Genomic DNA, 21,443 nt, shown 5'->3' on the forward strand with positions numbered 1-21,443 from the left:
TCAGCGCGGCGAGATCGAGAACTGCAGCGAGGTGGTGCAACGAGATGATGTCATGGCTCGAATGGAGCTTACGGCGAAAGCCGCCAGTGCGCGACGAAACGTCTGCGACCCACGGAATCTGTGGTCCTGCGCCTTCGGCAGCTACAGCGATGTCGGGGAAAAATCACAACCCGAGCTTCAGCTCGGCGGCGCCACGCGGAGCTCGAAGAGCGAAGCGTGGTGCCCAGGAAAGGACTCGAACCTTCACGGCCGTTAAGCCACTGGCACCTGAAGCCAGCGCGTCTACCAATTCCGCCACCTGGGCATGTGGAGGCGGTGTGTACGGATCGAAGGGCGGCTTGTCAAACCGCTCGGAGCCCAAGATGACAATTTTTCTCACCGCAGGCGCAAAAACACGGCTCTCTTTTCCGCGGCGCGGGCGATGGGCTATACAACGGCGCAAGATGGCGGGCCGCGGGGTGCGAATCGCCGCTGACAGCCCTCTCCTCCGGGGCGGATCGACCGCCCTTCTATCCCAGGAATGATCCCAATGGCATCGAATCTGGACACCCTCGTCACCGTGTTCGGCGGCTCCGGCTTCGTCGGCCGCAACGTGGTCCGGGCGCTGGCCAAGCGCGACTACCGCATCCGCGTCGCGGTGCGCCGGCCGGAGCTTGCCGGCCATCTGCAGCCGCTCGGCCGCGTCGGCCAGATCCACACCGTGCAGGCCAATCTGCGCTATCCCGACTCGGTCGCGGCGGCGCTGCGCGACAGCCATGTCGCGATCAACCTCGTCGGCATCCTGACCGAGAGCGGCGCGCAGACCTTCGACGCCGTGCAGGCGGAAGGCGCCGCCACCGTCGCCAAGGCTGCGGCCGCCGCCGGCGCCCGGCTGGTGCACGTGTCGGCGATCGGCGCGGACGCTGAATCGGCCTCCAGCTACGCCCGCGCCAAGGCCGCCGGTGAAGCGGCGTCGCTGGCCGCCGTGCCGGAGGCCGTGATCATGCGCCCGTCGGTCGTGTTCGGCCCCGAGGACCAGTTCACCAACCGCTTCGCCGCGCTCGCCCGCGTGGCGCCGTTCCTGCCGCTGGTGGGCGGCGGCGAGACCAAGATGCAGCCGGTCTATGTCGGCGATGTCGCCACCGCAATCGCCGATGCCGTCGACGGCAAGGCGCAGGCCGGTGCGACCTACGAGCTGGGTGGCCCGGAGGTGCTGAGCTTCCGCGAGATCCTCAAGATCATTCTCGACATCACCGACCGCGACCGCGCGCTGCTGCCGCTGCCGTTCGGACTGGCCAAGCTCCAGGCCGCCTTCCTGCAATTCGCGCCGGGCCCGCTGAAGCTGACGCCGGATCAGGTCGAGCTGCTGCGCCAAGACAACGTGGTGTCGGAAGCCGCGACGGCCGCGGGGCTGACTCTGCAAGGCCTCGGCATCACGCCGGATTCGCTCGAGGCGATCGGCCCGCAATATCTCTGGCGCTTCCGCCCGGCGGGGCAGTTTCAGCGCAAGAATGCGTGAGGGGCACAACTGTTAACCGCCGTCATTGCGAGCGTAGCGAAGCAATCCAGGGCGTCACGTGCGATTCTGGATTGCTTCGCTTACGCTCGCAATGACGAGCGGATAGAGCGGCGGACTACTTCCCCAGCGCCAGCGCGATCAGACCGAGGGTGCCGACGATGACGCGCCACCAGGCGAACAGCACGAAGCCGTGGCGGGTGACGTAGCCGAGGAACGCCTTCACCACGATCATCGCGGTGATTAAGGAGACGACGAAACCGATCGCGATGAGGCCGAGGTGATCCGACGTCATCTCGGCGCGGCTCTTGTAGAAGTCGTAGACGAAGGCGCCGACCATGGTCGGGATCGCCAGGAAGAAGGAGAACTCCGCGGCCGAGCGCTTGTCGCCGCCGAGCAGCATCGCCGCCACGATGGTGGCGCCGGAGCGCGACACGCCGGGAATCATCGCCAGGCACTGCGCGACGCCGATCCACAGATACATCATCAGCGGATAGCGCGTGGCGTCGTGCTCTCTCGGCTTCAAGTCGATCTGGTCGACCCACAGCAGGATGGCGCCGCCGACGATCAGCGAGAAGCAGACCACCCAAGGGTCGAACAGGAGCGCCTTGATGTATTTGCCGGCGATGAGGCCGATGATGACGGCGGGCAGGAACGCGATCAGCACGCCGATGATGAAGCGGCGGTCGTCGGGATTGGTGAGCGCGCCGACGGCGACGCGGGTCAGCTTGAAGAAGTACAGCGCGACGATCGCAAGGATGGCGCCGAGCTGGATCAGGATCGCGAAGCTCTTCCAGAAGCCGTCCTCGCCGAGCCCGAAGAAGCGCTCCGCGAGCAGCAGGTGGCCGGTCGAGGATACCGGAAGGAATTCGGTGACGCCCTCGACAATGCCGAGAAGCACCGCCCGCAGCGTATCTGACATCATGATCGGATCCAGGATTGCCGGCAAAACGCGGCCCTTCTCGCCTATTCGGCCGGCGGCCGCAATTGCAAAAAGCGGCATGGCCGGCCACATCAGATGAATGAACCGGCGTGTGACGAGGCCTACGAATCAGAACGCGGCCGTACCGGCTTGCGGACCTCATATCTCGATCCGTGTTCCCGGAACGTCATTTCCCGCATGCCGACCCGTCGCCCTACTGCTTACACTTTCGCCGACCATGCGCTAATGGTCCGAATCGCGCCGGGCCCACCTGCGCCGGTATCGGGACGATCCATCGGCGCGAGCCGGTGGTTGATTGTTCGTTAAGTGCCAAGCCGCTGCGCGATCGTCGAAAGGCTCCATGTACACGCTCTACCACCACCCCTTTTGTCCGCATTCGCGCTTCGTCCGGCTGGTGCTCGGCGAATACGGCCTCGATCTGCGCCTGGTGGAGGAACGTGCCTGGGAGCGCCGCGAGGCGTTCCTCGTGCTCAATCCGGCGGCCACGACCCCGGTGCTCTCGGTGGACGACATGCCGCCCGTGCCTGGCGTCGGCGTGATCGCCGAATTCCTCGACGAGACCTGCGGGCCTGAGGCGGGCGACCGGCGGCTGATGCCGGCGACGCCGGCCGAGCGCGTCGAGGTGCGCCGGCTGATGGACTGGTTCAACACCAAGTTCTTCGAGGAGGCCTCGAACCTGCTGGTCACCGAGCGCATCTACAAGCGCTTCATGAGCGAGGAGGATGGCGGCGGACCGCCGTCGACCGACGTGATTCGCGCCGCCAAGACCAATGTGCGCTATCACCTCGCCTATATCGGCTGGCTGGCGCAGCGGCGCAATTTCCTCGCCGGCGACCGCCTGACTTATGCCGACCTCGCGGCCGCCGCGCATCTCTCCGCGATCGACTATCTCGGCGACGTGCCATGGATCGAGGACGACGCCGCGAAGGCGTGGTACGCGCGGGTGAAGTCGCGGCCGTCGTTCCGGCCGCTGCTGTCCGACTGGCTGGCCGGCGTGCCGGCGTCGCGGACCTACGTGGATCTCGACTTCTGAGCGCCAACGCGCCAGACGCCCTCAAGGCGGCACTGGCGGCCGAGGCGCTCAAACTCGGCTTCGATGCTGTTGGCATGACGGCGCCCGTCATCGGCAGCGAGCGAATCGCTGCCTTCGAGCGCTTCATCGCATCAGGGCAGCACGGCGACATGGACTGGCTCGCCCGCGAGCCCGCGCGGCGCACAGATCCGCGGACGTTGTGGAGCGAGGTCCGCAGCGTCATCATGCTCGGCGTCAATTACGGCCCGGATGAAGACCCGCGCGCCGTCCTCGACCAGCGCAGTCGCGCCGCGATCTCCGTCTATGCCCGCGGCGATGACTATCACGACGTCATCAAGAAGAACCTGAAGACCTTGGCGCGCTGGCTGGTCGCACAGACTGGCGGCGACGTGAAGGTGTTCGTCGATACCGCAGCTGTCATGGAGAAGCCTCTGGCGGAAGCGGCTGGCATCGGCTGGCAGGGCAAGCACACCAATCTGGTGTCGCGCGGCTTCGGCTCCTGGCTGTTCCTCGGCGCCATCTACACCACGCTCGAGCTGCCCGTGGATGCGCCGGAGCGTGATCATTGCGGCTCCTGCCGGGCCTGCCTCGACAGCTGCCCCACCGCGGCGTTCCCGGCGCCCTACAGCCTCGATGCGCGGCGCTGCATCTCGTATCTGACCATCGAGAACAAGGGGCCGATCCCCCGCGAATTCCGCAAGGCCATGGGCAACCGCATCTATGGCTGCGACGACTGCCTGGCCGCCTGCCCGTGGAACAAGTTCGCGCAAGCGGGGCGCGAGGCGAAACTGGCGGCCCGCGACGCGCTGCGCGCGCCGGCTCTCGACGAACTGGCCGCGCTCGACGATGCCGCGTTCCGGGCGCTGTTCACGAAGTCGCCGATCAAGCGCATCGGCCGCGACCGCTTCCTGCGCAACGTGCTGATCGCGATCGGCAACTCCGGCGAGGCCGGGCTTGCTCCGGTCGCGGAGCGACTGACGGCCGATCCGAATCCGCTGGTCCGCGGCGCCGCTGCCTGGGCGCTCGGGCAGTTGCTCGACGTGATTGCCTTCATGCGGCGCGCGGAGGTCGCGCTTGCGACCGAACCCGACGACAGCGTCCGCGCCGAATGGGAAGCCCGATGCTGACGCCGGCCGCCTCAGCCCATTTCGCCGACTGCGGCCAGCATGCGCGCGATGTCCTGCGGCCGCGACAGACGGTGGTCTCCGTCCTGGATCATGGTCAGCACCACGTCCTCGGCGGGCAGCCGGTGCGTCAGCGCAAACGCGTGCTGCCAGGGCACGTCGGGATCCTGAGCGCCCTGCAGGATGCGCACGGGGCAGCCGACATTGATGGCGCTGCCGAGCAGCAGGTGATTCCGTCCCTCCTCGATCAACGCCCTGGTGATCGGATAGGGCTCGCCATAGTCGGACGGCCGCATCCAGACGCCACGGCTCTCGATCTCCTGGCGGACCTCCGGCGAGAAGCCCTTCCACATCAGCTCCTCGGTGAAATCGGGCGCCGGCGCGATCAGCACCATGCCCGCCAGCGTCGCCTCGCCGGGCTGCTTCAGCAGCTCGCGCGCCAGCAGCAGTGCCATCCAGCCGCCCATGGAGGAGCCGATCACCACCTGCGGCCCGCGGCAGAACTGGCGGAACACGGCGACGCTCTCCTCGAGCCAGCGGCCGATGGTGCCGTCGACGAAGCGCCCGCCGGATTCGCCGTGGCCGGAATAGTCGAACCGGACGCAGGCGCGGCCGTGCTCCGCCGCCCAGGCATCGAGCGCCAGCGCCTTGGTGCCCTTCATGTCGGAATTGAAGCCGCCGAGCCAGAACAGACCGGGCGGATTGCCCGGACGCGCCCGGACCGCGATCCGGCGGGCGGATTCGCCGGTGCCGACCGCTATGAAAGCAGGGAGATCGGTCGATTCGACAGCTTGGTTCATGGATCGTTACTCGATGGCGGACGTTGTGTGGGCGAACCGGGCGTTCCCGTCAATTGGCCAAACCCGGCGCTGCCGCTTGCGAAAGCGCGCCGCGCACTCTATGTCCGCGGGCGGAACCATGACGGCCGGGAGCGCGGTTCGAGCGCCATTTCTGGCCAGATGGTCTCTTTTGGGGGACGACGCCGTCACGTTGACATCCTGCGCGTGCGACGCAAGTGCCGCCAAGGCCGGGCGGAATTTCGACGCACCGGGCCTGCGCGACCTTGCCCGCAAAGGCATCTTCCTTCAAACTAGCCGCCTTCTTCCACAACCTTGGAGAACTACCCATTCGCCGCCCCAATCGAGCCCCGCCCGCTGCCGTCAAAGACGGGCCGCGCACCAATGATGAGATTCGCAATGCGCAGATCCAGCTGATCGACGCCGAAGGCACCAACCGTGGTGTCGTCGAGACCGTCGTCGCCATCAAGATGGCGGCAGAGGCCGGCATGGATCTGGTCGAGATTTCGCCGAACAACTCGCCTCCCGTCTGTAAGATCATGGACTACGGGAAGTACAAATATTCGGCGCAGAAGAAGGCCGCCGAGGCCCGCAAGAAGCAGAAGGTCGTCGAGATCAAGGAGATCAAGCTCCGTCCGATGATCGATGACCACGACTACGACGTGAAGATGCGGGCGATGCAGCGCTTCTTCGAAGAGGGCGACAAGGTCAAGATCACGCTGCGCTATCGCGGCCGCGAAATGGCGCACCAGGAGATCGGCACCAAGCTGCTCGACAAGGTCAAGTCCGACGTCGCGGCGTTTGCCAAGGTCGAGCAGGACGCCAAGTTCGAGGGACGTCAGGTCGTCATGGTTCTGGCCCCGCGCTAGCCGCCAGATCCCGACGCGCCAAACCGGGCCCGCCACGCGATTGGCGGGCTTTTTCCTGCCGACGCGGCAGGCCGCCCCCGAGCAGTCCGTGGCCGCTTCGAGACGATCTGGTCAGATCGCCGAAACGACCGCCGTCTCGCCAGAGGCGCCCGGAGCGACGGGGCGGTGCATGGCGATCGCGGCCTGGAGCGCCTCGGGGCGGATCGGCTTGGTGACGAAGTCATTCATCCCCGCGGCGAGACAGATCTCGCGCTGTCCGACCAGCGCGTTCGCGGTCAGGGCGATGATCGGCACGTTGCGCACGGGTCCATCGATGGCACGGATCAGCCGGCTTGCCGTGATGCCGTCCATCTCGGGCATCTGCATGTCCATCAGCACGAGATCATAGGTCTGGCGCTGTACCGCTTCGACCGCCTCCCGGCCGTTGCAGACGAGGTCCGCCCGATAGCCGCTTCGGGCGAGCAGCTTGGACACCAGCGAGCGGATGATGTCGTTGTCCTCGGCCACCAGGATTTTCAAATCCGCCGTCTCACGCTGGATCGTCGGCACCAACGGCGGCGACGGCACCTTCACCGGCGCGTCGCAGGGGCCGCACCTCATCGTGAACCAGAACGTGCTGCCGCGTCCGGGCTCGCTGTCGACGCCGATGTCGCCTCCCATCGCCTGGCACAGGCGCTTGCAGATCGCGAGTCCCAGCCCGCTGCCGCCATACTTGCGGGAAATCGACGAGTCCGCCTGCACGAAGGCATTGAACAGGCCCTTCTGCACATCGGCAGGAATGCCCGTCCCGGTGTCCCTCACCTCGAACCGCAGTTGCATGAACTCAGGCGAGGACGCGACCGGGAAGGCCGCGATGCTGATCGTGCCGGTCTCGGTGAACTTGATCGAATTGCCGACCAGGTTGAGCAGGATCTGACCGAGACGGCTGGGATCGCCGGCCAATTGGTCCGGAATCTCGCTGCTGATGCTGGTCTCGAATTGCAGTCCCTTGCCTCGTGCCTTCGGTGCCAGCAGCAGCCTCACCTCATCGACCGAATGGCGCACGCTGAAGGGGATCGATTCCGGCTCGAACTGCCCGGCCTCGAGCTTGGAGAAGTCCAGGATGTTGTTGACGACCGTCAGCAGATTGCGCGCCGATTCATGGGCGACGTGAGCCAGCCCGCACTGCTCCTCGTTCAGCTCGGTCCCGACGAGCAGGTCGATCATTCCCATCATGCCGGCCAACGGCGTCCGGATTTCGTGGCTCATCATCGCCAGAAAGTCCGACTTGGCCCGGCTCGCCTCTTCCGCAGCGGCGAGGCTCTTGCCCAGTCGATCGAGAGCCTCGCCCCGTTCAGCGAAGAGTTTTGCATAGGTGCTGGTCGTGGTGATCAGAAAGAACCCATAGCTCAGCGCCATGAGCCCCATCATCGTGTAGTTGCTGCCGGGCAACGTCAAACATCTGACGATCACGGGCCCGATGATCACCGCCACGTAGGTGACGGCAGCCGGGTAGACAGACGACAGCAGCACGCTGCCGCCGCCCGCCATGCCCACGGACGCCGCGATCAGCACCATCTCTTGTTCGGGAGGGAGCTGCCCGAACAGCCACAGCCCCAGGATTCCCCAAGGCGCGGCCATGATCGCGGCCATGATGACGTTCTTGCGCGCGGATTTCGGCTTCCTGGGCGGCCGTGGCCCGGTGGCTCGCCGGTTCCGGCGCTGCTGCGCAAACCAGCGATAGAGCAACATGATCCCGAGCGCATAGGAGACGCCGGACCACAGCAGCAGCAGATTCCAATCAACCACCGCGCGGAACGAGACCAGCACGACCGTCGTGTTGATGAGCGTGCTGACGATCGACAACGGCGTGGCGCGGGCGATGGCCCCGAACTGCAGACGCCGGGGCAAGGGCCCCGCTTGGACCTCTGATCCTGCTGTCGCCGGGCTGACGGAGGTCGAGGCTGACGGGCCGACAGCGGTGTCGATGGGTGAATTGCTGCTGTTCATCTCTGGGACGGTGCAGATTTCGGAAATTCTCGTGGTAGTTGAAGCAGACGGTAGGGTCCTCGGGGTAAAGCTTGGATTGACGGCTACGGGTGGCGCGCGGGAAACTTTGTTGCCAACGTCCTTGATTGCTTCTGAACGGCCCTCACGGCCGGATGGGCGCCGTGCTCGGCATTCCTCTCGAATCCGGAGAAGCGCTTCCGGTCATTGCCATTTCCGAACTTCTCTGGCATAAGCGCGGCCTTCGTCGCCCGGCTGATCAAGGGCTGCCGTGGCGATGTCCTGTGCGGGTGGGTCCGGGTCTGGATCCGAAACCTGAGCACAATCAACGCTCTAACGAGCAATTTCGCCGGATGGCGCCGCTTTCGCGGGCGGCTTGCCGTTGGCATCAAGGAGAGCCAAATGCCCAAGCTGAAGACCAAATCCGGCGCCAAAAAGCGCTTCAAGGTGACGGGGACCGGCAAGGTCATGCACGCTCAGCGCGGTAAGCGCCACGGCATGATCAAGCGGACCAAGAAGCAGATCCGGCAGCTGCGCGGTACTCGCGTGCTGTTCAAGACCGACGGCGACAACGTCAAGAAGTACTTCTTGCCGAACGCCTGAGCGGCTCCTCGCTTCCGAACCCTGGCCGCGCCACGCGGCTTCTCCGTCATCTCTGAACAAGGATTACCGTCATGTCTCGCGTCAAACGCGGTGTGACCGCCCACGCCAAGCACAAGAAGGTCTACAAGGCCGCCAAGGGTTTCTACGGCCGCCGCAAGAACACCATCCGCGCCGCCAAGGCCGCCGTCGAGAAGGCCGGCCAGTATGCGTTCCGCGATCGCAAGCGCAAGAAGCGGACCTTCCGCGCGCTCTGGATCCAGCGCCTGAACGCCGCCGTGCGTCCGTTCGAGCTGACTTACAGCCGATTTATCGACGGCCTGTCCAAGTCCGGCATCACCGTCGACCGCAAGGTGCTGTCGGATCTCGCGATCAACGAGCCCGCCGCGTTCGAGGCGATCGTTGTGAAGGCCAAGGCGGCGCTCGCCGCCTGATCGCCTTCCGCATCGTGAGGACTTCAAAAGCGGCCGACGCTCTCGGCCGCTTTTTGCTGTCTGGCGCGATCGCTCGTTTCGCTTGACCCCTGTCGCCGTCGCGGCGACAACCCAGCCGCCTTTGCCCCGCGGAGATTTTGCCCGTGTCCGACCTCGCCTCGCTCGAAACCTCGATCCTCGATCAGATCGCCGCCGCCGGCGACGAAGCCGCGCTGGAGGCCGTGCGCATCTCCGCGCTCGGCAAAAAGGGCTCGATCTCGGCGCTGCTCGCCACCCTCGGCAAGATGTCGCCGGACGAGCGCAAGACCCAAGGCGCAGCGATCAACCTCGCCAAGGACAAGGTCACGCAGGCGCTGACCGCGCGCCGCGACGTGCTCAAGGCCGCCGCGCTCGATGCCCGCCTCGCGGCCGAGACCATCGACGTGACCCTGCCGCTGCAGGACACGCCGGCCGACACCGGGCGCATCCATCCGCTCAGCCAGGTGATGGACGAGCTGACCACGATCTTCGCCGACATGGGCTTCTCGATCGCCGAAGGCCCCGATGTCGAGACCGACGACTACAACTTCACCAAGCTGAACTTCCCGGAAGGCCATCCGGCGCGCGAGATGCACGACACGTTCTTCTTCAATCCGAAGCCGGACGGCTCGCGCATGCTGCTGCGGACCCACACCTCGCCGGTGCAGGTGCGCACCATGCTGAGCCAGAAGCCGCCGATCCGCGTGATCTGCCCGGGGCGCACCTACCGCATCGATTCCGACGCGACCCACACGCCGCAATTCCACCAGGTCGAGGGCCTCGTCATCGACAAGGGCTCGCATCTCGGCCACCTCAAATGGATCCTGCACGAGTTCTGCAAGGCTTTCTTCGAGGTCGACCACATCAACATGAAATTCCGGCCGTCGTTCTTCCCGTTCACCGAGCCGTCGCTCGAGGTCGACATCCAGTGCCGCCGCGACAAGGGCGAGATCCGCTTCGGCGAGGGCGAGGACTGGCTGGAGATTCTCGGCTGCGGCATGGTGCATCCGAACGTGCTGCGCGCCTGCGGCATCGATCCCGACGAATATCAAGGCTTCGCCTGGGGCATGGGCATCGACCGCATCGCGATGCTGAAATACGGCATGAGCGATCTGCGCCAGCTGTTCGAAGGCGACGTCCGCTGGCTGTCGCATTACGGCTTCAAGCCGCTGGAGGTGCCGACCTTGGCGGGGGGATTGAGCACGTGAGCGAGAGCGGCCCGGCTCTCTCGAATCGGACGGTCAGACTCCCTCTCCCGCTTGCGGGGGAGGGCTGGGCCCGCCGTATGCTTGGTTCGGCTACGACCGGTCTCTCCGTTCCCTCCCCCCTTGTGGGGGAGGGTCAGGGAGGGGGGTAGCCCAGGATGCCCCACGCAGATGTCAGCGAGCGCCAGCGCAACAGAGCGAAGCAACTTCGCCAGGCGATGACGCGCGCGGAGACGCTGCTGTGGCGCTACATCAAGGCAAACCGGATCGATGGCATCGGCTTTCGTCGACAGGTGCCATTTCGCAACTATATCGCTGACTTCGTCTGCTTCTCCGCAAAGCTCGTGATCGAGCTCGACGGCGAGTCGCACGACTTTCCCGAACGCCAGATGAAGGACGCCGCTCGCGATGCATTCTTGGCAGCGGAAGGTTTTCAGATCCTCCGCTTCACCAATGAGCAGGTGACCTCGAATTTGGAAGGCGTCGTTGAGGCCATCCGCCAGGCTATCCAAGCTCGCGCCCGCGGCTTACCCCCCTCCCTGACCCTCCCCCACAAGGGGGGAGGGAACGGAGAGAGCGGTGCGAGCGGCCAAAACAATTTACAAGACAACTCACACGACACGAACAACAGCAAGATCCGAGGCATGCAGCCATGAAATTCACGCTGTCCTGGCTGAAGGACCATCTCGACACCGATGAGCCGGTGGAGAAGCTCGCCGACAAGCTGACGATGATCGGCCTCGAGGTCGAGCATCTCGAGGACAAGGCGAAGTTGCTCGCGCCGTATAAAATCGCGCGCGTGATCTCCGCAGAGCAGCATCCGAACGCGGACCGGCTGCGCGTCTGCATGGTCGACACCGGCGACGGTGGCGCGCCGGTGCAGGTCGTCTGCGGCGCGCCGAATGCGCGGGCTGGCCTCGTCTCCGTGTTCTCGCCGCCGGGCACCTACATTCCCGGCAAGAACATCACGCTGTCGGTCGGCACCATCCGCGGCGTCGAGAGTCGCGGCATGCTGTGCTCGGCAGCCGAATTGCAGATCTCCGACGATCACGACGGCATCATGGAGCTGCCGGCGGATGCGCCGATTGGCAAGCCCTATGCGGATTGGGCCGGGCTCGGCGATCCCCTGTTCGAGATCAACCTGACGCCGAACCGCCAGGACTGCACCGGCGTGCACGGCATCGCGCGCGACCTCGCCGCCGCCGACATGGGCAAGCTCAAGGATCCCGGCATCAAGCCGATCAAGGGCGAATTCCCCTGCCCCGTGAAGGTCGCGGTCGAAGACGAGAGGCTGTGTCCGGGCTTCGCGCTGCGGCTGGTCCGCGGAGTCAAGAACGGCCCGTCGCCGAAATGGCTGCAGCAGCGCCTGACCTCGATCGGGCTGCGCCCGATCAACGCGCTGGTCGACATCACCAACTACATGACCTTCGACCGTGCCCGTCCGCTGCACGTGTTCGACGCCAAGAAGGTCAAGGGCAATTTGGTCGTTCGCCGCGCGCGCGACGGCGAGACCTTGCTGGCGCTGGACGGCCGCACCTACACGCTCGACCAATCGATGTGCGTCATCGCCGACGACGCCGGCGTCGAATCGCTCGCGGGCATCATGGGCGGCGAGGCCTCCGGCTGCGACGAAGACACCACCGACGTGCTGATCGAATCGGCGCTGTGGAACGAGATCAACATCGCCCAGACCGGCCGCAAGCTCGGCATCAACTCCGACGCGCGCTATCGTTTCGAGCGTGGCGTCGATCCGGCCTTCATGGTGCCCGGCCTGGAGATGGCGACGAGGCTTGTGCTCGAGCTCTGCGGCGGCACGCCCTCGGAGAATGTCGTGGTCGGCAACGCCTATGGCGACGACCGCATCATCGACTTTCCCATCACCGAGGTGAAGCGCCTCGCCGGCATCGAGGTGCCTTTCCCGGAGATGCGCCGTATCCTGACGCATCTCGGCTTCACGCTGGCCGGTACCGGCCCGATCGTGAAGGTCGCGGTGCCGTCGTGGCGTAGCGATGTCCATGGCAAGGCCGATCTCGTCGAAGAGATCGTCCGCATGGTCGGGGTCGACAAAGTGCCGATGACGCCGTTCGAGCGCGGCGATGCGCCGCGCAAGCCGGTGCTGACGCCGTTGCAGTTGCGCACGCGTCGCGCCAAGCGCGCGCTCGCCGCACGCGGCATGGTCGAGGCCGTGACGTGGTCCTTCATCTCCAAGCCGGCCGCCGAGCTGTTCGGCGGCGGCAAGGCCGAGCTCGCGCTCGCCAATCCGATTGCGTCGGATCTCTCTGACATGCGCCCCAGCCTGCTGCCGGGGTTGATCGCCACCGTGCAGGCCAATGCCGATCGCGGCTTCGGCGACGCCGCCATCTTCGAGGTCGGCCAGATCTTCAAGGGCGATCGTCCGGAGGATCAGTTCGTCGCCGCCAGCGGCATCCGCCGCGGCATTGCCGCGTCGAAGGGCCTCGGCCGGCATTGGACCGGATCGCAGCCGGCCAATGCGTATGACGCGAAGGCCGATGCGCTCGCGGTGCTGGCTGCGGCCGGCGCGCCGATGGCGTCGCTGCAGATCGTCGCCGGGGGACCTGCCTGGATGCATCCGGGACGCTCCGGCACGATCCAGATGGGACCGCAGAACGTGCTCGGCCATTTCGGCGAGCTGCATCCGCGTACGCTGGAGGCACTGAAGGCTGACGGCCCTCTGGTCGCCTTCGAGGTCATTCTCGACCGCATTCCGGCCGCCAAGGCGAAGCCGACCCGTGCCAAGCCGGTGCTGGAGCTCTCAGCGTTCCAGCCGGTGTCGCGCGACTTCGCCTTCATCGTCGATCGCAAGGTCAAGGCCGGCGACATCGTGAAGGCGGCGCAGGGCGTCGACAAGAAGCTGATCAGCGACGTCACCGTGTTCGACATCTACGAAGGCAAGGGCATCGAGGACGGCAAGAAATCGGTCGCGATCGCCGTGACCTTGCAGCCGCGCGACAAGACGATGACCGACGAGGAGATCGACGCCGTCGCTGCCAGGATCACCGCCGACGTGGCCAAGAAGACCGGCGGCGCGTTGCGCGGATGAGCCTCTCCGGGCTCATCCCTGCCGACCTCAGCCCGTTCGCGACGACCGCTCTGGCGATCGTCGCCTTCATTGCAGCAACCGCGCGCGGCTTCTCCGGCTTCGGCGCGGCGCTGATTTTCATGCCTCTCGCCAGCAGTTTTGCGACTCCGCGCCTCGTCGCACCGCTGCTGCTGGTGATCGACTTCGTGTCGATGGCTCCGACAATCCCCAACGCCTGGCGGAACGCCGACCGCAAGGCCACGGCGGTGATCGTTGCAGGCGCATTGGTCGGCGTGCCCCTCGGCACCCATTTCCTCAGCCGGCTCGACCCGGTCACGGTGCGCTGGATCATCACCGGCTTCGTGATCGCATTGCTTGCGCTGCTGCTGTCCGGCTGGCGCTATCGCGGCAAGGAGCACACCGCTTTGTCGGTCGCCGTGGGCGCCGTCTCCGGCTTCTGCAGCGGCGTGGCTCAAACCGGCGGTCCGCCGATCGTCGGCTACTGGCTCGGTCGCCCCATCGAGCCGAAGATTGCGCGCGCCAACATCGTGCTGTTCTTCGGCGCGTCCGACCTCTTCGCGATGGTGAGCTATGCGGCGAGCGGGCTGATCACCTGGGATTCGCTGAAGCTCGCGCTGCTGATCGGCCCGGTCTACGCACTCGGCGTTGCCTTCGGCGCGTCATTGTTCGGCCGCGCCAGCGAGCGCGTGTTCCGCGCGATCTGCTACGCGCTGATCGCCATGGCCGTCATCTTCGGACTCCCGGCCCTCGACGGCGTGCTCGGCCGGGGCTAGCCTCTCCGCAACGACACTGCCGGGAGGACACGATGATCAACCGCCGCACGATGCTGTCGCTCGCGATGGGTACAGCCGGAGCCATCGCCGCGCCATCCGTGTTCGCACAGGGCGCCAAGAGCGGCACGCGAATCGTCTTTCTCGGCACCAAGGGTGGGCCACGGGTCGGTGTCGGCGCCTCCAACCCAGCCAATCTGGTCGTCGTCAACGGCACGCCGTTCGTGATCGATTGCGGCATGGGCGTCAGCCGCCAGCTCGTCAGCGCCGGCGTACCGATCCCGTCAATCAAATACATCCTGATCAGCCACCATCACTCCGATCACAATCTGGAATACGGCAACCTGTTCTACAATGCCTGGGCCGCGGGCCTGTCGACACCGATCCAGTCGTTCGGACCAAAAGGTCTGGAGGCGATGACGCGGAGCTTCTGGGAGACCAACAGGTTCGACGTCGACACCCGCATCGACGACGAGGGCCGGCCCGATCCCCGGCCGTTGCTGATCGCGAAGGATATCGATGCTGACGGCGTCGTCGTGAAGACGCCGGACGTGACGGTCACCGCGTTCCGCACGCCGCATCCGCCGATCACCGACAATTTCGCCTACAAGTTCGAAACGCCGGACGGCACCATCGTGTTCTCGAGCGACACCGCCTACAACCCGAAGCTCGCCGAGTTTGCCAAAGGCGCTGACGTGCTCGTGCATGAATGCCTATATGTCCCGGCGGTCGATCGGCTCGTGCTGAAGACGAAGAACGGCTCGACGTTGAAGAAGCACCTGCTCGAGAGCCACACCACCACGGAAGACGTCGGACGCATCGCGGCAGCGGCCGGCGTGAAGGTGCTGGTGCTCAGCCATTTCGTGCCGGGCGATGATCCCGAAGTGAGGGACGAGGATTGGACGCGCGATGTGAAGAAGAACTACACGGGTCGCATCGTGGTCGCTAAGGATCTGATGGATTTGAAGCTGCCGGTTTAGCGACCCGAGGACACTACCAAGCTGCTCGACCGAAGCACGACTGAAGATACCGGCGCGATGATCATGATTGCGCCCTCTCCCCTTGCGGGAGAGGGCATCTCCGACCGATCCACGCACACGATCGGGTGACGGCTATCTCCCCGTGAGTGACAATCGTGGTGAGATCCCCCTCGCCCAAACGAGCCTGCGGCACGTTCCGACATGCCCTCTCTTGCAAGGGGAGAGGGCGCAGCAACCGACGCCGCGTAGATGTTGCGCTGTTAGCTCGGCGATCAGCAATCAATCTTCCGGCGAGGCTGATCGCACCTTGCGGCGGCCACCACGCTTCCGCTCGCTCGCCTGCTCCGGCTCGGGCTCCTTCAGCGCACCAATCCGGCGCAACGCGGCCTCCGCTGCACGCTCGCCCGAATCCCACGCGCCGTCGACCGTGCCCCACAGCGTCTCGTGCGTGGCTTCGCCGGCGAGGAACAGCGGGCCCAAAGGCTCGCCGAGAATCTTGCGTGCACCCTGGTTTCCGGGTGCGGCCGCCGACATCGCACCGAGCACGCCAGGTACTTGATTCCAGCGCGTCGCGACTGATGACTTCACCGCTGCGGCCGCTTCGCCCCCGAACAGCTTGCCGATCCACTCCTTGCCGAATGCCGTCATCGCAGCCTCGCCTTGCGCTGACAACTCGCGGCCGAAGCTTCCCGCGACGTCGATGGTGCACAGCGAGGAGCCACCGATATTGGCCAGCAACAGACCCGTGCGGTTCGAGTTGCTCTGCTCGACGATGACTTCGTCGCGGGCCAATCCGAGCGGATTGCCCGACAGCATCAGGGCGATGTGATCGGTGCTGCCGAGACTGAGCTTGGCCGCCGCGTCGAGCTGCCGTTTCGGCAGCTCCGGTGTGAACTTGATCGCGCCCGAGGCGAGGACGTTGGTGGATACGGTGAGAATGACGGCGCGCGTTGCGATGCGCCCCGCCGGGGTTTCCACCGCGACGTCGCGGTTGCTCCACACGATGCGGCTCGCCGGCGTCGACAGCGCCACCGGCAGGCCCTCGCCGAGCTTGCCGATCAGCGTGCCGAGACCCTGGCGACAGGCGAGCGGCGCGTTGCGGTCCTGGGCGCGCGCCTTGTCGATGACGGAGAGATCAGCGAGATCCTTGCCGGTTGCGCCGGGGCCAAGCACGAAGGCGGTGGTGTTGGTCCAATCTCCGAGATCCTTCGGCAGCGCCGCGGCGCAGGACGTGTCGAGCTTGCCGCGCGAGGCCTCGTCAATGGCGCGATTCGCGCGCACCAGACCCGCAAGGAACTGCTCGGTCTCGCCCGGCCGCGCGTTGCGGCGGCCGACGCGGATCTTCTGGCCGACCGGCGCGGCGACGACGTCGACACCGACGCCGCGGGCGAGCTTCCCGATCGGATTGCTGTCGGTGCTGAACAGCCAGCGCGCGCCGCGATCGAACGGCACGCCGAATGTGGTGAGATCCGTGCTGCAGCGGCCGCCGATCTGCGTGGAGGACTCGAGCAGCACGACCTTGCGGTTCGCCGCCATGACGCGGCGGGCGGCGGCGATGCCGGCCGCGCCGGCACCGATCACGACAATGTCAGCCTCGCGCGGCGGTGCGGCGGCCGCAGCCCTGCCGAACAGGGGCGTGGCGGCCAGCACCGCGGATGCAGAGAGGAAGCCGCGGCGCGTGAAGCTCATGACATGGTTTCCGAAAGCTTTTGCGGGATGCGATTCTGCCGAACTTGCCGCATCTGCCGCAGCGCGGCAACGAGAATGGTAAACGTGATGACGCAGGGAACGCTTCGACTATGAACCAAATTGCAACCGCAATCGACCATCATGGAAGCAGGGACAAAGGCAAGCGGCCGGTCAAGGTCGCCCGGGGACCGTCATGGGTATCGTGCTCGACCAGATCGGCAAGCTGATTGCCGCCTATCTCCAGAAGGAGATACCGGGCTATGAGCCGTTCACGCCCAGCGATCCTGATTACCTCCGCAAGGACATCCAGCCCGGCGACGTGCTGCTGGTCGAAGGCAACAGCCGCATTTCCGGCATCATCAAATATCTCACGCAATCGACCTGGTCGCATGCCGCGCTGTATGTCGGGCCGATCGACGGCGCGGTCGAGCCGGATGGCGAGCCGCATGTGCTGGTGGAGGCCTATGTCGGCGACGGCGTGATCTCGGCGCCGCTATCGAAATATTTCGCCTACCATACCCGCGTGTGCCGGCCGGTGGGGCTGACGTTCGAGGACCGTCACACCGTCTGCCGCTATGCCATCAACCGCATCGGCTTCGGCTACGACACCAAGAACATCATCGATTTGATGCGCTATTTGATTCCGATGCCGATCCCGCAGCGCTGGCGGCGGCGCATGATCGCGCTGGGCTCGGGCGATCCGACCAAGATGATCTGCTCGGCGCTGATCGCGCAGGCGTTCGACGCGGTGCGCTATCCGATCCTGCCGAAGATCACGCGGGCGCCGTCGAGGCGCGCCAAGCGCGAGATCCTGCACATCCGCGATTCGTCGCTGTACATGCCGCGCGACTTCGACATCTCGCCCTATTTCGAGATCGTCAAGCCGACCATCGTCAACGGGTTCGACTACACGACGCTGCATTGGGCCGACAAGCAGAAGCCGCTCGCGGAGGTAGCGGGCGAGTTCGCCGTGTTTCCAGGATCCGTCACAGCGCCGCCGCTCGTTCCTGAGACGGCTGACGAAGAGGCGACGCAGCCGGTTGCGGCTGAGGAAGTGATGATCGAAAAGGTGATCGAGCGGCTCGTGGTCAACGAGCATTTTCTCGTCGCCGAGCCTGTGCGGACGTTGGCTGCCCGTCCGGCCGCGCGCCGCCGCAACAAGGTTGCGGTCTGAACTCTTGCTAACTGCATCTAAGTTGGATTCGAGCACGCGCTCATCAGGCAGTGTGCTCCCTCTCCCCGTTCTTACGGGGTCGCGACGAGCTTCGCTCGCGCTGAGGAGGGGTTGGGGTGAGGGCAGCCACGAACACCGGGCGTACCGAGAGCCCCCCTCACCCGGATGGCATCTGAAGATGCCATCCGACCTCTCCCCGCCCTAGCGAAGCTTCGATTCGCCCTGGCGGGGCGAGGTACACGGCGTTCGTGGCTCAGGGCTCGCGCTTTGACTACCAAGATTAGCGATCCGACCGGCTGATCACGTCCATCAGCTCCGCGATCTTCTGCCGCTGGTCGGCCTTGTCGCCCGATGCAATCGCGTGCTCGACGCAATGCGAGACGTGGTCGCGCAGGATCTCCTCCTCGACGCGCCGCAGCGCAGCCCGCACCGCGGAGATCTGGGTCACGATGTCGATGCAGTAGCGGTTGTCCTCGACCATTTTTGACAGGCCCCGAACCTGCCCTTCGATCCGGCTCAAACGTTTCTGACAGGAAGTCTTGATGTCGTCGCGCATGCAGCCTATATACCCCTACAGGGTATAGGTTTCAAGAGGCGAGGCTGGGCGATGTCGGAAACCGAACACGGGCATGGTGCCGCAGCGGGCACTGCAAGCGGATGCGGCTGTGGACCGCGCGCAGGCACGGCGGAAACCGGACAAGACCAGGCGTCTTCGGATGCGCGTTGCAGCGATCGTGCCGAGACGCCGGCAAGCAGCGCGGGCGCCTGCTGTGGCGGGCACGATCACGCCCCGGCAGCGATCAAGGTGAAGGACCCCGTCTGCGGCATGTCGGTCGATCCGGCCACGTCGAAGCATCGCTTCGAGCATGACGGCCAGACCTTTCACTTCTGCTCGGCTGGATGCCGCACCAAGTTCGCGGGCGATCCGGCGAAGTACCTCGCCCCGGCTGCCGCTCCTGCAACGGCAGGCTCCTGCTGCGGTGGCCACGATCATCACGCGCATGCTCCGGATGCGACCAAGGTCATCGATCCCGTCTGCGGCATGAGCGTCGATCCCGCGACGTCGAAGTATCGCTTCGATCATCAGGGCCACACCTTCCATTTCTGCTCCGCCGGCTGCCGCACCAAGTTTGCCGCTGATCCCGACAAATATCTCGGCGAGCGCGCGCCGCCGCCGGAGATGCCGGCGGGCACGATCTACACCTGCCCGATGCATCCGGAGATCCGGCAGGAAGGGCCCGGCACCTGCCCGATCTGCGGCATGGCGCTGGAGCCTGATGTCATCAGTCTCGACGACGCACCCAATCCCGAACTCGCCGACATGACGAAGCGGTTCTGGATCGGCGCCGTGTTGGCTGCCCCTGTTGTGGTGCTGGAAATGGGCGGGCACCTCGTCGGCGGCCACGGGCTGATCGACCCCATGCTGTCGAACTGGATCCAGTTCGCGCTGGCGACGCCGGTGGTGCTGTGGGCCGGCTGGCCGTTTTTCGTGCGCGGCTGGCAGTCGGTGCAGACCCGCAATCTCAACATGTTCACTTTGATCGCGATGGGCACGGGTGTCGCCTATGTCTACAGCGTGATCGCGACCGTGATGCCGCAGGCGTTTCCGCCGGCGTTCCGCGGTCATGGCGGCACTGTCGCGGTGTATTTCGAGGCGGCGTCGGTCATCACCATCCTCGTGCTGCTGGGCCAGGTGCTGGAGCTGCGGGCGCGCGAGGCCACGTCGGGCGCGATCAAGGCGCTGCTGCAGCTGGCGCCGAAGACGGCGCGACGGCTCGACGCCGAGGGCAACGATCATGAGGTCGAGATCGCCGAGCTCGCGGCCGGCGATCGCTTGCGCGTGCGGCCCGGCGAGAAGGTGCCGGTCGACGGCATCATTCTCGAAGGCCGTTCGTCTCTCGATGAGTCGCTGGTGACGGGCGAGTCGATGCCGGTCACCAAGGACGAGGGCGAGCGGGTCATTGCCGGCACCTTGAACCAGACCGGCAGCTTCGTGATGCGGGCCGACAAGGTCGGGCGCGAAACCCTGCTGTCGCAGATCGTGCAGATGGTGGCCGACGCGCAGCGCTCGCGCGCACCGATCCAGCGCCTCGCCGACCAGGTCGCGGGCTGGTTCGTGCCGACGGTCATCGCCGCCGCCGTCACGGCTTTCGTCGCGTGGTACGCATTCGGCCCCGAGCCGCGCTTCGCCTTCGGTCTCGTCGCCGCCGTGAGTGTGCTGATCATCGCCTGTCCCTGCGCGCTGGGGCTGGCGACGCCGATGTCGATCATGGTCGGCGTCGGCCGCGGCGCGCAGGCGGGCGTGCTGATCAAGAGCGCCGAGGCGCTGGAGCGCATGGAGAAGGTCGATACGCTCGTGGTCGACAAGACCGGCACGCTGACCGAGGGCAAGCCCAAGGTGACCAGCATCGTCACCGCTGATGGCATCGACGAGGCCGAGGCGCTGCGGCTGGCCGCCAGCGTCGAGCGCGCCAGCGAGCATCCGCTCGCCGAGGCGATCGTCCGTCACGCCAGCGAGCGCAAGCTCAGGCTGACCGACGTCAAGAACTTCGATGCGCCGACCGGCAAGGGCGCGCGCGGCGAGGTTGACGGCAAGGCGATCGTGCTCGGCAACCCGACCTATCTCGCCTCGCTCGGCATCATCACCGACGCGCTCGGCGTCGAGAGCAAGCGGCTGCGCGAGGAGGGTGCCACGGTGATCACGATGGCCGTCGACGGCAAGCCGGCGGCGCTGTTCGCGATCGCCGATCCGGTCAAGGCGTCCACACCGGACGCGCTGAAGGCGCTGGCGGCCGATGGCATCAAGGTGATCATGCTGACCGGCGACAACCGCACCACGGCGACCGCGGTGGCGCGGAAAATCGGCATCACCGAGGTCGAGGCCGAGGTGCTGCCGGAGCAGAAGAGCGCGGTGGTCGCGCGTCTCCGCGCCAGCGGCAAGGTGGTGGCGATGGCCGGCGACGGCGTCAATGACGCGCCGGCGCTGGCCGCGGCCGATGTCGGCATCGCCATGGGCACCGGCACGGATGTGGCGATGGAGAGCGCCGGCGTCACCTTGCTGCAAGGCGACCTCGGCGGCATCGCGCGAGCGCGAAAGCTCTCGGCGGCTGTCATGAGCAACATCCGCCAGAACCTGTTCTTCGCCTTCATCTACAACGCGGCGGGCATCCCGATTGCGGCGGGCATCCTCTATCCCGTGTTCGGCATCCTGCTGTCGCCGATCATCGCCGCCGCCTTGGAGTCGAGCGCGGCGAAGCCGATCGCC

The 21,443-nt window shown here is 66.0% G+C and carries 19 protein-coding genes and 1 tRNA gene; 14 read left to right on the forward strand and 6 right to left on the reverse strand.

Annotation, left to right across the window (positions count from 1 at the left end; genetic code table 11):
- The coding region (locus BRAO375_RS38385; protein WP_210161269.1) for a hypothetical protein at window positions 1–256 on the forward strand (256 nt) is incomplete at its 5' end.
- On the opposite strand, the gene BRAO375_RS14800 is transcribed toward BRAO375_RS38385, so the two are convergent.
- Window positions 218–304, reverse strand: a tRNA-Leu gene (locus tag BRAO375_RS14800). The genes BRAO375_RS38385 and BRAO375_RS14800 overlap by 39 nt on opposite strands.
- 225 nt (window positions 305–529) lie before the next feature.
- On the opposite strand from BRAO375_RS14800, the gene BRAO375_RS14805 reads away from it, so the two are divergent.
- Window positions 530–1,498 carry a complex I NDUFA9 subunit family protein gene (locus BRAO375_RS14805; protein WP_009028277.1) on the forward strand — a complete coding sequence of 323 codons (969 nt, stop codon included), beginning with the start codon at window positions 530–532 and terminating at the stop codon, window positions 1,496–1,498.
- Window positions 1,499–1,613: 115 nt separating this feature from the next.
- Here the strand turns inward: BRAO375_RS14805 and BRAO375_RS14810 are convergent, their stop codons facing one another.
- Window positions 1,614–2,420, reverse strand: a complete 807-nt coding sequence (locus BRAO375_RS14810) for an undecaprenyl-diphosphate phosphatase (protein ID WP_009028278.1) — start codon at window positions 2,418–2,420, stop codon at window positions 1,614–1,616.
- A gap of 358 nt (window positions 2,421–2,778) precedes the next feature.
- Here BRAO375_RS14810 and BRAO375_RS14815 point away from each other — a divergent pair, with 358 nt between their 5' ends.
- Window positions 2,779–3,471, forward strand: a complete 693-nt coding sequence (locus tag BRAO375_RS14815; RefSeq protein ID WP_009028279.1) for a glutathione S-transferase family protein — start codon at window positions 2,779–2,781, stop codon at window positions 3,469–3,471.
- Complete coding sequence (gene queG, locus BRAO375_RS14820; protein ID WP_083842485.1) at window positions 3,420–4,598, forward strand: tRNA epoxyqueuosine(34) reductase QueG; 1,179 nt, start codon at window positions 3,420–3,422, stop codon at window positions 4,596–4,598. The genes BRAO375_RS14815 and queG overlap by 52 nt, the downstream gene beginning before the upstream one ends.
- An 11-nt stretch (window positions 4,599–4,609) precedes the next feature.
- On the opposite strand, the gene BRAO375_RS14825 is transcribed toward queG, so the two are convergent.
- The gene (locus BRAO375_RS14825) at window positions 4,610–5,395 is read right to left on the reverse strand and encodes an alpha/beta hydrolase (protein WP_009028281.1); all 786 of its coding nucleotides are present in this window, start codon (window positions 5,393–5,395) and stop codon (window positions 4,610–4,612) included.
- A gap of 326 nt (window positions 5,396–5,721) precedes the next feature.
- Between BRAO375_RS14825 and infC the strand changes: the two genes are divergently transcribed.
- A complete protein-coding gene (gene infC, locus BRAO375_RS14830) occupies window positions 5,722–6,261 on the forward strand; it encodes a translation initiation factor IF-3 (protein WP_085963464.1) in 540 nt (179 codons plus the stop codon).
- Window positions 6,262–6,372: 111 nt separating this feature from the next.
- On the opposite strand, the gene BRAO375_RS14835 is transcribed toward infC, so the two are convergent.
- The gene (locus tag BRAO375_RS14835; RefSeq protein WP_244423194.1) at window positions 6,373–8,151 is read right to left on the reverse strand and encodes a response regulator; all 1,779 of its coding nucleotides are present in this window, start codon (window positions 8,149–8,151) and stop codon (window positions 6,373–6,375) included.
- Window positions 8,152–8,649: 498 nt separating this feature from the next.
- Here BRAO375_RS14835 and rpmI point away from each other — a divergent pair, with 498 nt between their 5' ends.
- From rpmI to BRAO375_RS14870, 7 genes are all read left to right on the forward strand, one after another.
- Complete coding sequence (gene rpmI, locus BRAO375_RS14840) at window positions 8,650–8,850, forward strand: 50S ribosomal protein L35 (protein WP_006612327.1); 201 nt, start codon at window positions 8,650–8,652, stop codon at window positions 8,848–8,850.
- A gap of 71 nt (window positions 8,851–8,921) precedes the next feature.
- Window positions 8,922–9,281: a 50S ribosomal protein L20 gene (rplT, locus tag BRAO375_RS14845; protein WP_006612326.1), complete on the forward strand. Its 360-nt coding sequence runs from the start codon at window positions 8,922–8,924 to the stop codon at window positions 9,279–9,281.
- 143 nt (window positions 9,282–9,424) lie between these two features.
- Window positions 9,425–10,507, forward strand: coding sequence for a phenylalanine--tRNA ligase subunit alpha (gene pheS / locus BRAO375_RS14850; protein WP_009028283.1), 1,083 nt, complete (start codon window positions 9,425–9,427; stop codon window positions 10,505–10,507).
- A gap of 155 nt (window positions 10,508–10,662) precedes the next feature.
- Entirely contained in the window at window positions 10,663–11,160 is a 498-nt protein-coding gene (locus BRAO375_RS14855; RefSeq protein WP_009028284.1) for an endonuclease domain-containing protein, read from the forward strand.
- A complete protein-coding gene (gene pheT / locus BRAO375_RS14860; RefSeq protein ID WP_009028285.1) occupies window positions 11,157–13,565 on the forward strand; it encodes a phenylalanine--tRNA ligase subunit beta in 2,409 nt (802 codons plus the stop codon). Before BRAO375_RS14855 ends, pheT begins: the two co-directional genes overlap by 4 nt.
- Window positions 13,562–14,338, forward strand: a complete 777-nt coding sequence (locus tag BRAO375_RS14865) for a sulfite exporter TauE/SafE family protein (RefSeq protein WP_009028286.1) — start codon at window positions 13,562–13,564, stop codon at window positions 14,336–14,338. The genes pheT and BRAO375_RS14865 overlap by 4 nt, the downstream gene beginning before the upstream one ends.
- A 32-nt stretch (window positions 14,339–14,370) precedes the next feature.
- The gene (locus BRAO375_RS14870) at window positions 14,371–15,315 is read left to right on the forward strand and encodes an MBL fold metallo-hydrolase (RefSeq protein WP_009028287.1); all 945 of its coding nucleotides are present in this window, start codon (window positions 14,371–14,373) and stop codon (window positions 15,313–15,315) included.
- A 279-nt stretch (window positions 15,316–15,594) separates the two neighbouring features.
- Here the strand turns inward: BRAO375_RS14870 and BRAO375_RS14875 are convergent, their stop codons facing one another.
- Window positions 15,595–17,004, reverse strand: a complete 1,410-nt coding sequence (locus BRAO375_RS14875; RefSeq protein ID WP_009028288.1) for a flavin monoamine oxidase family protein — start codon at window positions 17,002–17,004, stop codon at window positions 15,595–15,597.
- Window positions 17,005–17,197: 193 nt separating this feature from the next.
- Between BRAO375_RS14875 and BRAO375_RS14880 the strand changes: the two genes are divergently transcribed.
- The gene (locus BRAO375_RS14880) at window positions 17,198–18,178 is read left to right on the forward strand and encodes a YiiX/YebB-like N1pC/P60 family cysteine hydrolase (protein WP_009028289.1); all 981 of its coding nucleotides are present in this window, start codon (window positions 17,198–17,200) and stop codon (window positions 18,176–18,178) included.
- Between the two features lie 280 nt (window positions 18,179–18,458).
- Here BRAO375_RS14880 and BRAO375_RS14885 read toward each other — a convergent pair whose 3' ends face one another.
- Window positions 18,459–18,734, reverse strand: coding sequence for a metal-sensitive transcriptional regulator (locus BRAO375_RS14885; protein ID WP_006613634.1), 276 nt, complete (start codon window positions 18,732–18,734; stop codon window positions 18,459–18,461).
- 51 nt (window positions 18,735–18,785) lie between these two features.
- On the opposite strand from BRAO375_RS14885, the gene BRAO375_RS14890 reads away from it, so the two are divergent.
- On the forward strand, window positions 18,786–21,443 hold a 2,658-nt coding region (locus tag BRAO375_RS14890), incomplete at its 3' end, for a heavy metal translocating P-type ATPase (protein WP_083842486.1).

The sequence above is a fragment of the Bradyrhizobium sp. ORS 375 genome (genome assembly GCF_000239775.1).
Taxonomy (GTDB): domain Bacteria; phylum Pseudomonadota; class Alphaproteobacteria; order Rhizobiales; family Xanthobacteraceae; genus Bradyrhizobium.

Coding starts and splice junctions, on each gene's coding strand:
- BRAO375_RS14825 (WP_009028281.1), bottom strand. CDS start 5,395: ATGAACCAAGCTGTCGAATCGACCGATCTCCCTGCTTTCATAGCGGTC.
- BRAO375_RS14805 (WP_009028277.1), top strand. CDS start 530: ATGGCATCGAATCTGGACACCCTCGTCACCGTGTTCGGCGGCTCCGGC.
- BRAO375_RS14880 (WP_009028289.1), top strand. CDS start 17,198: ATGGGTATCGTGCTCGACCAGATCGGCAAGCTGATTGCCGCCTATCTC.
- rpmI (WP_006612327.1), top strand. CDS start 8,650: ATGCCCAAGCTGAAGACCAAATCCGGCGCCAAAAAGCGCTTCAAGGTG.
- pheT (WP_009028285.1), top strand. CDS start 11,157: ATGAAATTCACGCTGTCCTGGCTGAAGGACCATCTCGACACCGATGAG.
- BRAO375_RS14810 (WP_009028278.1), bottom strand. CDS start 2,420: ATGATGTCAGATACGCTGCGGGCGGTGCTTCTCGGCATTGTCGAGGGC.
- BRAO375_RS14815 (WP_009028279.1), top strand. CDS start 2,779: ATGTACACGCTCTACCACCACCCCTTTTGTCCGCATTCGCGCTTCGTC.
- BRAO375_RS14865 (WP_009028286.1), top strand. CDS start 13,562: ATGAGCCTCTCCGGGCTCATCCCTGCCGACCTCAGCCCGTTCGCGACG.
- rplT (WP_006612326.1), top strand. CDS start 8,922: ATGTCTCGCGTCAAACGCGGTGTGACCGCCCACGCCAAGCACAAGAAG.
- BRAO375_RS14875 (WP_009028288.1), bottom strand. CDS start 17,004: ATGAGCTTCACGCGCCGCGGCTTCCTCTCTGCATCCGCGGTGCTGGCC.
- BRAO375_RS14870 (WP_009028287.1), top strand. CDS start 14,371: ATGATCAACCGCCGCACGATGCTGTCGCTCGCGATGGGTACAGCCGGA.
- BRAO375_RS14885 (WP_006613634.1), bottom strand. CDS start 18,734: ATGCGCGACGACATCAAGACTTCCTGTCAGAAACGTTTGAGCCGGATC.
- BRAO375_RS14855 (WP_009028284.1), top strand. CDS start 10,663: ATGCCCCACGCAGATGTCAGCGAGCGCCAGCGCAACAGAGCGAAGCAA.